The 13830-nt window shown below is 36.5% G+C and carries 9 protein-coding genes; 4 read left to right on the top strand and 5 right to left on the bottom strand.

Going from position 1 to position 13830, the window contains the following annotated elements; all coding sequences use genetic code 11:
* Positions 1 to 44: 44 nt before the first annotated feature.
* The gene (locus ACFIJR_RS04455; RefSeq protein WP_375625874.1) at positions 45 to 1190 is read right to left on the bottom strand and encodes a cysteine desulfurase family protein; all 1146 of its coding nucleotides are present in this window, start codon (positions 1188 to 1190) and stop codon (positions 45 to 47) included.
* 161 nt (positions 1191 to 1351) lie between these two features.
* On the opposite strand from ACFIJR_RS04455, the gene ACFIJR_RS04450 reads away from it, so the two are divergent.
* From ACFIJR_RS04450 to ACFIJR_RS04440, 3 genes are all read left to right on the top strand, one after another.
* Positions 1352 to 2032: an alpha/beta hydrolase gene (locus ACFIJR_RS04450; RefSeq protein WP_375625875.1), complete on the top strand. Its 681-nt coding sequence runs from the start codon at positions 1352 to 1354 to the stop codon at positions 2030 to 2032.
* Between the two features lie 314 nt (positions 2033 to 2346).
* Positions 2347 to 3600 (top strand): tyrosine--tRNA ligase, encoded by a 1254-nt coding sequence (gene tyrS, locus ACFIJR_RS04445; protein WP_375627293.1) that lies wholly within the window; start codon positions 2347 to 2349, stop codon positions 3598 to 3600.
* A 186-nt stretch (positions 3601 to 3786) separates the two neighbouring features.
* Positions 3787 to 4272, top strand: a complete 486-nt coding sequence (locus tag ACFIJR_RS04440; RefSeq protein WP_375625879.1) for a peroxiredoxin — start codon at positions 3787 to 3789, stop codon at positions 4270 to 4272.
* A 335-nt stretch (positions 4273 to 4607) separates the two neighbouring features.
* Here ACFIJR_RS04440 and prfB read toward each other — a convergent pair.
* From prfB to ACFIJR_RS04425, 3 genes are all read right to left on the bottom strand, one after another.
* Positions 4608 to 5736, bottom strand: a protein-coding gene (prfB, locus tag ACFIJR_RS04435; protein WP_375627294.1) for a peptide chain release factor 2 whose coding sequence is annotated in 2 segments (ribosomal slippage) — positions 4608 to 5666 and positions 5668 to 5736 — 1128 coding nt in all. Because the reading frame shifts where the segments join, the coding sequence is not laid out codon by codon here.
* Positions 5737 to 5903: 167 nt separating this feature from the next.
* Positions 5904 to 8369 (bottom strand): penicillin-binding protein 1A, encoded by a 2466-nt coding sequence (locus ACFIJR_RS04430; RefSeq protein ID WP_375627295.1) that lies wholly within the window; start codon positions 8367 to 8369, stop codon positions 5904 to 5906.
* A 168-nt stretch (positions 8370 to 8537) separates the two neighbouring features.
* Positions 8538 to 9767 carry an N-acetylmuramoyl-L-alanine amidase gene (locus tag ACFIJR_RS04425; protein ID WP_375627296.1) on the bottom strand — a complete coding sequence of 410 codons (1230 nt, stop codon included), beginning with the start codon at positions 9765 to 9767 and terminating at the stop codon, positions 8538 to 8540.
* Positions 9768 to 10355: 588 nt separating this feature from the next.
* Between ACFIJR_RS04425 and ACFIJR_RS04420 the strand changes: the two genes are divergently transcribed.
* The gene (locus ACFIJR_RS04420; protein ID WP_375653709.1) at positions 10356 to 12977 is read left to right on the top strand and encodes a ribonuclease E/G; all 2622 of its coding nucleotides are present in this window, start codon (positions 10356 to 10358) and stop codon (positions 12975 to 12977) included.
* Positions 12978 to 13066: 89 nt separating this feature from the next.
* Here the strand turns inward: ACFIJR_RS04420 and ACFIJR_RS04415 are convergent, their stop codons facing one another.
* Complete coding sequence (locus ACFIJR_RS04415) at positions 13067 to 13678, bottom strand: invasion associated locus B family protein (protein ID WP_375627298.1); 612 nt, start codon at positions 13676 to 13678, stop codon at positions 13067 to 13069.
* Between the last annotated feature and the right edge of the window lie 152 nt (positions 13679 to 13830).

Here is a 13830-nt window from a genome sequence, read left to right as displayed (position 1 = left end):
TTTTTAAAATAATTCTAATTTTTATAACTTTCTGATGATAAATTTTACCCTTTTTTCTTGCTTGTAATTTGAGAAAAAAACGATAGAAAATCATCAATATCCTCAGAAGTTGTGTCCCGCCCTAGCGAAATGCGAATGGCACCATTTGGAACATGATACCCCATTGCCTCCAACACTTTGCTCTGTTTTACTTTTCCCGAAGAACACGCAGAGCCAGATGATATAGAAAACCCTTCTAAATCAAAAGCTATTTGCATCGTTTCAGCTTTTATATTTTTCACGGTAAAGTAAGTTGTATTTGGCAAACGTTGAACTCTTTTGCCAAAAATTTCAACATTTTTACTTATTTTTTGTAGTCCATCTTCTAATTTATTGCGTAAATATATTAACTGTTTTATTTCCTCCTGTGTGAAACAATCAGCCATTGCTGCCCCAAAAGCAGCAATAAGAGGCAATGCTTCTGTTCCTCCACGGAGACCTTTTTCTTGTCCTCCTCCAATAATAAGAGGGTGTGGCATAAGAAGATTGCCACATGAAACAAAAGCACCGATTCCTTTAGGACCGCCAATTTTATGTGCAGACAGTATAAAAAAATCTCCTCCTAACTGATTAATATCCACGAAATTCTTATCGACATATTGTGTCAAATCAACAATAAGAGTGCCTCCTAAATCCCGAACAATAGCGGCGATTTCTGTTAACGGTTGAATAACACCCGTTTCACTATTTGCAGCTTGAATAGCAACAAGAGGTAAACCTTTTGTTTTATCGTGAACCGTTAAGAGTGCTATTAATTTATCTTGTTGTATGAGCCCATCTTGATTAACAGCAATGACGCTTATCAATTCTTTAGAAAAACGCCCTCCCTCTGCCACAGAGGGATGTTCAGTTGCTCCAAGGTAAAGACGAGAAAATTGAACTTTTGCATTCCCCATATTGTAAAAGGGCGTTAGCAAAGTCATTGCTGCTTCACTCGCACCAGAGGTAAATACCACGTGATCTGGATCTGTTTTAAGATTTTCAGCGATTTGCCGACGAGCCTTTTGCAACAAGGTTTTAGCCGCACGCCCTTCCTTATGAACCGATGATGGATTACCAAATATCTCTAAAGATTCCAGTAACGCCATCCGTGCCACTTTTTTGAGCGGTGTTGTTGCGTTATGATCAAAATATCGGCGTTTTATAACCATTTTACATCGCAATCATTAATCTTATGAATTGATTAAAAAAATAGCGCAATTTTCTTGAAAAGTGCACTAAAAAAAGAATATCTAATGATTATTTAAGAGATTCTATGGTAAAAGTCGACCAAGGTCAATGAGAGCCTTTTATTGCATTTAAGGAGCATTTTATGCCAGAAATTATTTTTAACGGTCCCGCGGGTCGGCTCGAAGGGCGTTATCAACCTTCACAACAAAAAAATGCACCCATTGCGATCATTTTGCATCCTCATCCCCAATTTGGTGGAACTATGAATCATAAAATTGTCTATGACCTCTTTTATATGTTCCAACAACGTGGCTTTACAACTTTACGTTTTAACTTTCGTGGTATTGGTCGTAGTCAGGGTGAATTTGATTATGGAATAGGAGAACTTTCAGATGCTGCTGCTGCTCTCGATTGGGTGCAAACACAACATCCAGACTCTAAAAATTGTTGGGTAGCAGGATATTCATTTGGAGCATGGATTGGTATGCAGCTTTTAATGCGCCGACCGGAAATTGAGGGATTTATCTCTGTTGCCCCTCAGCCTAATGTTTATGACTTTTCATTTCTTGCGCCTTGTCCCTCCTCTGGACTTATCATTCATGGCGGTATCGATAAAGTTGCCCCCCCAAAAGATGTTCAAATACTTGTCGATAAATTGAAAACACAAAAAGGAATCATCATCACACAAGAAATATTGGAAGAGGCTAATCACTTTTTCAGTGGATGTCATGAAGAACTTATTGAACGATGTGCCCACTATTTGGATAACCATATCACCAATGAATTTCTCGCTCCTCCTCCTGAAATACTTTCACTAACTTAGGAAAACACGATAGATTTATAAAAATCAGCAAAAGTCGTCTCCGATCATAAGAAAGTAATTTTTTTAGTCCGTACTTAAAACTTTTCTAAATTTTATTTCAGGATAGAAATGAGAATAACAAAATGCCTTTTTTCTCTCACTGAGAGGTCTCTCTTTTTAGCGTAAAAAGGAAATAATACCTGTATTGTTATCTTTATATTATCAATATGTCTCTTTTTCTTGTGATGTGTGCATCAGTTATGATAGATAACGCTCCGTTATATAATCACTTATTATATGAAATGAATGCACTCTTAAATTAGGAAATTGAATCTGTGTTTGCCTTTAAATCTGATTTTTTACACATTATGAGCGAACGTGGTTTTATCCACCAAATTTCAGATGAAAAAGGCTTAGATGATCTTTTTTCAAAAGAAACCGTAAGCGCTTATACTGGATTTGATCCAACAGCATCGAGTTTACATGCTGGAAGTCTTCTTCAGATTATGATGCTTTATTGGTTACAAAAAACTGGTCATCGCCCCATTGCTTTAATGGGCGGAGGAACCGGATTGATCGGTGATCCTTCCTTCAAAGATGAAGCGCGACGTCTTCTGACACAAGATGATATTGCTGCAAATATTGATGGTATTAAAAAGGTATTTGCTAACTATTTGACATTCGGTGACCGAGAAACTGATGCTTGTATTGTGAATAATGCTGAATGGTTATGCAATTTAAACTACTTAGAATTTTTGCGTGATGTAGGAAAACATTTTTCTGTCAACCGTATGTTATCATTTGATTCTGTCAGACTGAGACTTGAGCGTGAGCACTCTTTGTCATTCTTAGAGTTTAATTATATGATTCTGCAAGCTTATGACTTTGTTGAACTTTATAAACGTTATGGGTTGCGTATGCAAATGGGGGGCTCTGATCAATGGGGTAACATTATTAACGGAATCGAATTAGGGCATCGTTTAGGAACACCACAATTATATGCGTTAACATCACCATTACTGACAACCTCTTCCGGTGCCAAAATGGGTAAATCATTGAATGGAGCTGTATGGCTGAATGCGGATATGCTTTCACCTTATCAATTTTGGCAATATTGGCGCAATACAGAAGATGCTGATGTAATACGATTTCTAAAGCTCTATACCCCATTGCCAATGGATGAGATTCTTAAACTTTCTGTATTACAAGGGACAGAAATTAACGAAGCAAAAAAAATTCTTGCAACAGAAGTTACAGCAATGTTGCATGGACGTGCTCTCGCCAATGCTGCAGCAGAAACTGCTCGCAAAACGTTTGAAGAAAAAACTTTGGGAGAAAATCTTCCAACTGTTGAAATTAATGCCTCAGAATTAAAAAAAGGTGTTGGATTGCTCACCCTTTTAGTACAAGCAGGACTCGCTAAATCTAATAGTGAGGCACGCCGACACGTTCAAGGTGGAGGTGTCCGTGTAAATGATCAAATTATTGAGGATGAAACACATCTTATTATTGAAGGGGATGTCAGTGCAGAAGGAATCATTAAGCTTTCTTTCGGTAAGAAAAAACATGTTGTGATAAAACCAGTATAATCTTTTGTTGTTTTGTTTATGTTGTTCACGCCGATCTTGTTCTTTCAATCCAATCGTTGTGATAGAGCGAGTTTTGTTAAGAAAATAAAGGTCTCTTCAAAATAATAATATTCTAGAGAGTTGAATAGTTCTTTTCTTCTGTGTACTTTGATATCTTATACTTATTACACAAGAAAGATGAAAACAATGACAAGATCAATGAAAGGTGCTCTTGCTCCTGATTTTAATTTGCCTCGCGATGGAGGAGAGACAGTATGTCTTTCTGACTTTAAAGGAAAACCTGTTGTTTTATATTTTTATCCAAAAGATGACACCAGCGGTTGCACAAACGAAGCACTTGATTTCACAAAATTAAAGATGAAATTTGATGAAATCGGTGTTGCTGTTATTGGAATCTCTCCAGATAATGTAAAAAAACATGATAAATTTAAAGTAAAATATGAACTTGATGTCATCTTGGTTTCTGATGAAGAAAAAACAACCCTCGAAGCTTATGGTGTTTGGGTTGAGAAAAGCATGTATGGACGCAAATATATGGGCGTTGAACGGAGCACTTTTTTAATTGATGCAAATGGAATAATAGCAGAAGAATGGCGCAAAGTAAGCGTATCTGGGCATGCTGAAAATGTTTTAGCTACTGCAACACTTTTACATCATAACGGTAACTTATAAATTGAGTGTTTGATTTACCTTAAAAAGCAAAAGTCATCCCCCGAATTGATTTTAGTTTTTCAACGGATTCAATTTTTACAATATATTGATTTATAAGGATAATGAATTGTTTTATATTTATATTAGTCCTCCGAATATCGCAAATTTTTCTTATTTCAGCTTTCTATCACTTGCAATATCATAAGCAGGATTGGTGTGTGAGAAAAAATTGAAGAAAGGAACAAGAAAATCCCTCTTTGAACCTTTAAAGTATCAAGAATATCGTAATATCACAACATCAATAAAACAAACAACTTAAGAAAAAAATCTACATAGCTTGAAGGAAGGATATATAATTAACGAATATCCTCAATTTCTTTGTCTTGTCCATAAATGCGCCGTGCGAGTGCTGCCTCTATAAATGCATCTAAATTACCATTCAGTACGGATTGTGGATCCGTATTTTCAATCCCTGTACGCAAATCTTTGACAAGCTGATAGGGTTGAAGAACATAAGATCTAATTTGATGTCCCCATCCGATTTCTGTTTTAGAAGATTCAGCAGCATTGGTTTCTTCTTCTCTTTTTTTAAGCTCTTCTTCATAAAGCCGTGCACGCAACATCGACCAAGCCGTAGCGCGATTTTTATGTTGAGAACGCTCTGTTTGACATTGAACAACAATACCCGTTTTTATATGTGTGATGCGAACAGCGGAATCTGTCGTGTTAACATGTTGTCCTCCTGCTCCTGATGCACGATATGTATCAATACGCACATCTGCCTCTGAAACATCAACTTCAATATTGTCATCAATAACTGGATAAACCCAAATACTTGCAAAAGAGGTATGGCGCTTTGCATTCGAATCAAATGGAGAAATCCGAACCAAGCGATGAACGCCTGATTCTGTTTTTAACATTCCATAAGCATTATGCCCTTTTACAAGAATAGTTGCTGACTTTATTCCTGCTTCTTCTCCATCATGAATTTCTAAAATTTCAACCTTCATGTCATGCTGCTCAGCCCAGCGCATATACATACGTAAGAGCATAGAAGCCCAATCTTGGCTTTCTGTTCCCCCTGCTCCAGCATGAACTTCTAAATAGGTATCATTCGGATCCGCCTCTCCTGAAAGAAGTACATCAATTTGCCTTTTATCTATCTCATTTTTAAGATTACGTATTGAATTTTCTGCGTCAGCGATAATTTCAACATCACTTTCTTCTTCGCCCATCGCGATAAGCTCAATGCATTCTTCAAGTGTTTTTGTAAATGATAAAAGACCATTGATTGAATCATCAAGACGTTGACGCTCACGCATCATATCCTGTGCTTGTTGTGCATCATCCCATAATGACGGATCTTCCGCTTTTTGATTAAGATATTCGAGACGCTTTAGTGATTGATCCCAGTCAAAGATGCCCCCTTAGCAATTGAATTGCTTTCTGGATTTCATCAACTAATGTTTCTATTTCTGCTCGCATAATTTAACACCGTATTTTTTAACACTCTTTCTGGTTATGTCTCTAGAATTTTATACAAATCTGATAGCTGCTGTGAGGAAATAGCACGGACTTATCATTCTATTTACAGGACCGACACTGTAAAAAAATAAAAACTATAGACTCATGGCGAAAGGAGATTTTGTTGATTAATACAGCCCACCTGTCCCACTTTCAAGGGCTTTATTGACTTGTGGAGAAGTAGTTACTGCAGGAACACCTTCTTGAAAAGAATTTGTACTCCCAATAACTTGATATATATCAGCAGGACCAGTCCCTGGTTTAAATGCTTCTATAATAACATCTTGATCTCCTCTTTCGGCAAGCATTCCTGTTTTCCGATTAATTGGCATTAAAATCATGCCCTTTGGCATCTTAAAGGGAACATCTGGCTTTCCTTTAAGAGCATCTGCCATAAAATCACCAAAAATAGGTGCAGCTAATGAACTTCCTGTTCCATTATATCCTAACGGAGCTGGTTGATCATAACCGACAAAAATACCAACGACAATGTCAGGAGTAAATCCCATAAACCAGACATCCTTAGAGTCATTGGTTGTTCCTGTTTTAGCCGCAATATGTCGATTAAGATAACGTAAACGTGCTGCAGTACCACGCTGAACAACCCCTTCCATCATCGAGGTAATTTGATAAGCCGTCATAGGGTCAAGAACTTGATCTCTTTCATCAATCAATGTGGGTTCACGTTGATTATTCCATGAAGGCGTATTACAATTTTCACAAATACGATCATCATGACGATAAATTGTCTTTCCATAACGATCTTGAATTCTGTCTATCAGAGAAGGCTTAATAGAGCGCCCCCCATTGGCAATAACTGAATAAGCTGTAACCATTCGTAATACTGTTGTTTCACCAGCCCCTAAAGCCATGGGAAGATAAGGCTGCAATTTGTCCACTATGCCAAAGCGTTCTGCATATTCAGCGACAAGAGGCATTCCCATATCATTGGCAAGCCGTATTGTCATAAGATTACGAGAACGCTCAATACCATAACGCAACGTTGAAGGTCCTGCAAAGGTACCACCATAATTTTTGGGTTGCCAAACTTCACCATTATATTGACGAACTTCAATGGGGCCATCTAAAACAACAGATGCTGGTGTATACCCGTTATCAAGGGCTGCTGCATAAACAAAAGGCTTAAAAGCAGACCCCGGTTGGCGATAAGCTTGGGTTGCACGATTGAATTCAGATGCAGCAAAAGAAAATCCTCCCACCATAGCAAGAACGCGCCCTGTATGAGGTTCCATAGCAACAATCGCACCTTCAACCTTTGGAATTTGTTGTAAACGATAAGTGTTGTTTGCATTGGATAGTTTTTCAACAAAAATCACATCTCCAACTTGCAGAACATGAGATAAGTTCTGAACAGTTTTTCGATAACCGTTTTCTTTTACAACATGGAGGGCCCATTTTGAATCAGATTCAGATAAAACAGCAATTTCCCGTTTTTTTGATAATATACCCGAAGCTTCACGCTGTGGCTGTAAACCAATCTCTACTTTATTGGGATTAGTAGAAAGAACAACAGCTAAACGCCATTCAGGAACATCACTGAGCCCCGTGATATTTGCAAGTTCTATCCCCCAATCACCTTTTTCATCGATATGCGCATAAGCTCCACGCCATCCTTGCAAATGATCAAATTTAATTAATCCAGCGTGCAAAGCACGTCGCGCAATAAGTTGTAAATGCGGATCAAGCGTTGTACGAATGGAAAGCCCACCTTCATAAAGTGTCTTAGCCCCATAGCGATGTATTAAACGACGTCGCACTTCTTCAGTAAAATAATCAGCTGCAAAAACATAGCTATCACTCCCACGTATTGTCGCTCCTAAAGGTTTAGCTTTCGCTTTTTCACCTTGTTCACGCGTTACATATCCATTTGCAATCATCCGATCTATAACCCAATTGCGCCGATCAATAGCACGTTGTGTATTCTTAAATGGATCATAATTTGCTGGCCCTTTTGGAAGAGCAGCCAAATAAGCACATTGTTCTAGCGTCAGATCATTGACGGATTTATTGAAATAGGTCAAAGAAGCAGCTGCTATACCATAAGTACCACGACCCAGATAAATTTCATTGAGATAAAGTTCGAGAATATGATCCTTTGAATAAGTTTTCTCAATACGCATTGCTAAAATAGCTTCCTTAAATTTACGCTCTAACGTTGTTTCTGAACTTAAAAGAAAGTTTTTAGCGACTTGTTGCGTTATAGTTGATGCACCCTCTGGACGTCTTCCAGAACCAATATTACGAATATTATTGATCAAAGCTCGAGAAAGTCCTTCGGGATCTAAACCAAAATGATGATAAAAGTTTTTGTCTTCAGCCGAAATAAAAGCATTTATAACAAGCTTTGGTATTGATTGAATCGGTAAATAGAGGCGATGTTTTGTTGCAAACTCTGCCATAAGACGGCCATCAGAAGCATGAACGCGGGTCATTACCGGCGGTTCATAAAGTGAAAGAACTTCATAATCAGGGAGTGCATTTGCTTGACCACTGGTCACAACACCCCACGTTATTGCTCCACAAAGTCCAATAGCAACAAAAAAACGAAGAAGATATCTTAAAAAAATCATCATAAAAACGGCTATCGCTTTCTTAAGAATTAATCAAAGAAAAAATACGTTACCTCAAACACACCAAGCGGATATCACCACAAGATTGAGATCAAGAGAAATTGTTTTCTATCTTTTATTTATACTAGGGTATACTAGAACCCCATATTGATACTCTATTTTCTCACAAATTTAAAGAGGCTGTATCATTTTCTGCCTATAATGAGCAAATTGACGAATAGAATGAGCAATAGAGGCTGCCATTTGTTTTCTCCAATGAGGATCATTTAATAACTTTTCGTCCTCTTTATTGGATAAATAACCTATCTCTATCAAGACGGAGGGTATATCTGAAGCTCTTAAAACTTGAAAATTAGCATACCGATGTGGATTATTAATCAAGTTAATATGATTCTTTGATAAACTTGAAATAACACTATTTGCAAAATTAACCGAAAATGTATGTGTTTCACGTCGTGTAAGATCCATCAATATATCTGTAACTTCAAGCGTTTCATCTGCAGGTAAACCATCCAGCAAATCAACTTTATTTTCATTTTCAGCTAAAGATTTTGCAATGGCATCAGAGGCTTTGTCTGATATGGTGTACACTGTGGCACCGCGAAGAGAATGTAGATCAATCGTATCTGCGTGAATAGATATAAAAAGATCAGCATCGAACTCTTGCGCTTTTTTAACTCTTTCACTTAGTCTTAAAAAAATATTGGAATCTCGTGTTAAAGCAACAGTAATATGAGAATCCTTTTGTAATTCGTCTCGCAATGCACGCGCAAAGTCTAAAGTCACATCTTTTTCTAAAATTCCAGTAACACCCCGTGCACCGCCATCAATACCACCATGACCAGGATCAAGAACAACACGGAAATTATATGCTGGCATTAACTGCGTTTTTGTATCAAAATTGGTTTTTTGCTGTTTTTTTAATATTTCATCAAATTTTTCTAGTGTAGTTTTACGAATATCAATCAGCAACTGCCATAAACCATTATTTAATTTTTTTACGACACTTTTTTCAATTACAAAGGCCGTTTTACTTGTCAAAATAATGCGTGAAGTCTGCATGTCAGAAAAAGCATAACGCACATCTGAAAGCATAACGGATAATGTATTCTGTTTCTTTAAAGGCGTATTTTGCATCGAAAAGTCAATTGTAGGTAAATTGATCACCAACCGTGCTGGCCTGTCCAAAATCTGTAAACGAACATTTGGTTTTGAATTGAAAACCGCAATAATACGCGTATGAACACTATCACCAATGGTTCGAAAATTAATAAGTTTCAGAGGATCTGCGGCTTGAACACTGGTTTGGAATAGCAAAAATAATAATAAAAAGTATGTGACAAGCACAATAACATTCCCATAAGCTATTTTCAGCTTTTTGGTAAAGAAAACTCTTATCATAAGCAAAATACTCTACATTACATTTGAATAACTTATCTTGGTTATATAAAAACGATACACCAATTTATTCTCTATTTTTCAATAAAAGCTAAATAAACACCCAAAAACGAAATTAAGGTCATTAAAGACATTATCATTATACATGATTTACATTGTTACTTGCCAAACGCATGATATCAACATAAAAGAATATTTATGCTTCCTAGCTGATAATAGTCATCTAAATTATCTGTAACTCATATTAAGTTGTCTTTAGAGGTTTTTTGCCTATTATGCATTGAGACTTTGTTTATGGATGAAAAAATTCTATGTTATAACATTAGGATTGCATTACTTAAGATTCGTTGGTTCGGATATCCGAACTGTTTTAAAGATTATTTTACCGGAGACTTTTAAGAAATATGAGTCATAAAAAACAGATGGAGATAATGATGAGAAATGGTGTAAATGCAGTCATGCCTTTGCACGTGGTGTTCCGTCCTGTTTTTCTGGTATCTCCCTTTTATGGCAGACAGCCTTTTATATTTACGAATAGTTATAGCGTTCGTTTGAATAAAATTGTGCATGTCGCCTTCAGGATATTAGCTTATGTCAAACAAAATGCTTATAGATGCCTCCCATCCGGAGGAAACACGTGTTGTTGTTGTTCACGGCAACAAAATTGAAGAACTTGATTTTGAATCAGAACATAGAAAACAGCTCAAGGGGAATATTTATCTCGCACGTATTACGCGTGTAGAACCGTCTCTCCAAGCAGCTTTTGTTGAATATGGTGGAAACCGACATGGTTTTTTAACATTTTCTGAAATTCATCCTGATTATTATCAAATTCCTATTGCTGATCGCCTTGCTCTTCTTGAAGAAGAGGAAAAAGCAGCTGTAGGAGAAAATTCTGTAGATTCCTTTACGGAAGAAGCAACTAAAAATAAAAAACGCTCCAGAAGAACAAAAAAAAATGGAAAAAACAATGTCATAGCAGCCGATATTGAAAATGATATCACATCTGAATCAACAATAATTGATAATACAGAAGAAGCATTAAATACCGATATCTCTTATGATGAGATCGAAATGGTTGGTGCTGAGGACATCCGTGAAGAGCTCCCAATTTATCAAAGAAAACAAGGGCGCCAGTATAAAATTCAAGAAGTCATTAAACGACGTCAAATTTTGTTGGTACAAGTCATCAAAGAAGAGCGTGGTAATAAAGGTGCTGCCCTTACAACATATCTGTCTTTAGCAGGTCGTTATTCTGTTCTAATGCCCAACACAGCACGTGGTGGTGGTATTTCACGAAAAATTACGAACGTACAAGACCGTAAGCGTCTTAAAGAAATCGTAAAAGAATTAGCCGTTCCAAAAGGTATGGGCGTTATCTTACGAACAGCTGGTGCCAATAGAACAAAAGCTGAAATTAAACGTGATTATGAATATCTTATGCGGTTATGGGATACTATTCGCACTTTGACACTCGAGTCAACGGCGCCATGCCTTGTCCATGAAGAAAGTAATCTCATCAAGCGTTCTATACGAGATCTTTACAATAAGAACATTAGTGAAATTCTTGTCTCTGGAGAGCAAGGATATCGTGAAGCGAAAGACTTTATGCGTATGCTCATGCCAAGTCATGCAAAAGTTGTGCAACCTTACCGTGATCCTACACCCATTTTTGCAAGAAATAATATTGAAATTCAACTTGATAAAATGTTGCAACCACAGGTTTCTTTAAAATCTGGTGGTTATCTTGTTATTAATCAAACAGAAGCACTCGTTGCTATTGACGTGAATTCTGGCCGCTCTACGAAAGAATTCTCTGTCGAAAAGACAGCTTTACAAACTAACCTTGAAGCTGCTGAAGAAGTAGCGCGTCAATTACGCTTGCGTGACCTTGCTGGTTTAATTGTGATTGATTTTATTGATATGCTTGAAGAACGCAATGTAAAGCTGATCGAAAAAAAATTAAAAGATTGTTTAAAAAATGATCGTGCTCGTATTCAAGTAGGTCATATTTCACACTTCGGCCTTTTAGAAATGAGTCGTCAACGTATTCGCATATCGGTTTTAGAAAGTACAACACAGCCCTGCCCGCATTGCGCAGGAACAGGAAATATACGTTCTGAATCATCAATTGCATTACATGTCATGCGCTCAATTGAAGAATATCTTCTTCATAATTCGCAATATAATATTATCGTACGCACACCTGTAGCAACAGCGCTTTATGTATTAAATCATAAACGCAACATTCTTGTTAATTTAGAAACTCGCTTTAAGCTTAATATTAGTATTGAAGCAGATGATAGTATTGGAACGCAACATCTTGTTATTTCTAAAGGCTCAATAGCAGAGAGAATTTCTCGATCTTCATTGGAAGATGTTAATAAGCAAGAAATTGAAGATTCTGTTTTCATAGAAAGTGAATCTATTGAAAATCCTTCTCCCATTGAAACAAACCAAAAGCGTCGGCGCAAAAATCGTCACGATGAAATTACTGATCATTCTCTTTCCAACGTTCATAAAAAAGAAGATACCTTGAGTGATGATTCTTATCGTCGAGGACGTCGTCGAGGACGTCGTGGTGGTCGACGCAATCAAGATAATAATTTTCATCAGATTCGCATTCCTTACGCAGAACCAGTGGGAGATTTTGCTAAGCAGGCTTTAGCAGAAATTAAAGCAGCACACCGCAAACATCGTGTTTCACCTGCTAAATCTTTTGAACTTGAAGAAACAAAAAATAATACGCAAGCTCTAGATATACAACAACAGGGTGAATCTAAAAAAATTGATACAAGTATTAAACCTAAAAAACGTTCTTCAAAAGTAGTAGAAAATCAACTTTCTTTAGAGAATGATCAAAATGTCGTAGAACAAAAATCTCTTGAAGAAAAACCTAAAACTAGTTCAGTACGTAAAGCTAAAACAAAAAAAGCAGACAAATCTATTCATAAAGTAGAAGATAAAACTCTTGAAAATAGTAAAAAGTCAACACGTGGAACACGTAAAAAATCATCTTCTAAAGAGACAACGCAAATACAAAAAATATTAGAGAAAGAAACTATAATCGAGATGGAGGAAGTTGTCCAAACTTCTCCTTCCAAAATTGAAGAAACAATTAATCAACCCGTTGTTGTTTCATCAACGCCTAACAATTCTTCCAAAACTGAACGTATTGGTTGGTGGAAACGTAGAATTCTTTCGAAAAATTAAAGATTTAAAAAAAACCGCCACAGAAAACTGTGGCGGTTTAAATAAAAAATTATAGAAAACGTTTCAACCAATTCTATGGTGTGGGTTTATCAATTTTGCTTTGCTTTTTCTTGCTCAGCCCGCATACGATCTTCAATTTCTTTTTGCTTTGATTGAATGGCTTGCTGCATCTTTATTTGTTCTTGTTGGAAATCTTTTTCCTCCATACCAGGACCGGTATAGGCTGCTGTAAACCCATTAAGAGAAAATTCAATAGGATTAGCTGAACCACGGAAATTAACTGTGGTTACAACCATTTTTGTACCACTTTTCATAGCTGCTATAAGCTTATCATCTAAGACATCATTGGCAATACAACTTGGTCCATTACAAATAATATAAGGAATTTTTTTAGAGAAGTCGTCACCAATTTTAATGTGAACACCTTCTGGCAAAAAACGACCTGTAGGTACTTGAATACCTATACGTTTTTCATTTTGCTTCCCTTTTATTTCAACAAGATTAAAAGCCGTCAAAGGTTGTCCCGTATTCGATAATACAGTATTCATTGTATTGCAAATATCAACATCATGCTGCTTACTGCAAACTTTGTACCAACCTTGTGATAAAGTTTGCGCATTTGCAGAAATACCAGCTATAAGAAAAAGGGCAGCGGCTCCAACTAATACTGAAACAGCAGAATAAACATTTTTATGCGACATGATTAAGTTAATCCTTTCAACGCGCTCTTAAGTAACTTCAAAAAAATATTAAATATAATTCCAACTTAAATTTATTAAATTATAATGAAATAACACTTAATTTTACTATTTTTACTTCAATATAAAAAAAAAAGTCAAATTTAGAGAAAAAA

The sequence above is a fragment of the Bartonella sp. OD88NMGDW genome, from assembly GCF_042193775.1.
Classification (GTDB): Bacteria; Pseudomonadota; Alphaproteobacteria; order Rhizobiales; family Rhizobiaceae; genus Bartonella; species Bartonella grahamii.
Note: the sequence above shows the minus strand (reverse complement) of the source record. Positions and strands in the feature narration are given on the sequence as shown.

Excerpts from the sequence above, each read along its gene's own strand:
- ACFIJR_RS04440 (WP_375625879.1), top strand. The coding sequence starts at position 3,787 with ATGACAAGATCAATGAAAGGTGCTCTTGCTCCTGATTTTAATTTGCCT.
- ACFIJR_RS04420 (WP_375653709.1), top strand. The coding sequence starts at position 10,356 with ATGTCAAACAAAATGCTTATAGATGCCTCCCATCCGGAGGAAACACGT.
- ACFIJR_RS04425 (WP_375627296.1), bottom strand. The coding sequence starts at position 9,767 with ATGATAAGAGTTTTCTTTACCAAAAAGCTGAAAATAGCTTATGGGAAT.
- ACFIJR_RS04450 (WP_375625875.1), top strand. The coding sequence starts at position 1,352 with ATGCCAGAAATTATTTTTAACGGTCCCGCGGGTCGGCTCGAAGGGCGT.
- ACFIJR_RS04415 (WP_375627298.1), bottom strand. The coding sequence starts at position 13,678 with ATGTCGCATAAAAATGTTTATTCTGCTGTTTCAGTATTAGTTGGAGCC.
- ACFIJR_RS04430 (WP_375627295.1), bottom strand. The coding sequence starts at position 8,369 with ATGATGATTTTTTTAAGATATCTTCTTCGTTTTTTTGTTGCTATTGGA.
- ACFIJR_RS04455 (WP_375625874.1), bottom strand. The coding sequence starts at position 1,190 with ATGGTTATAAAACGCCGATATTTTGATCATAACGCAACAACACCGCTC.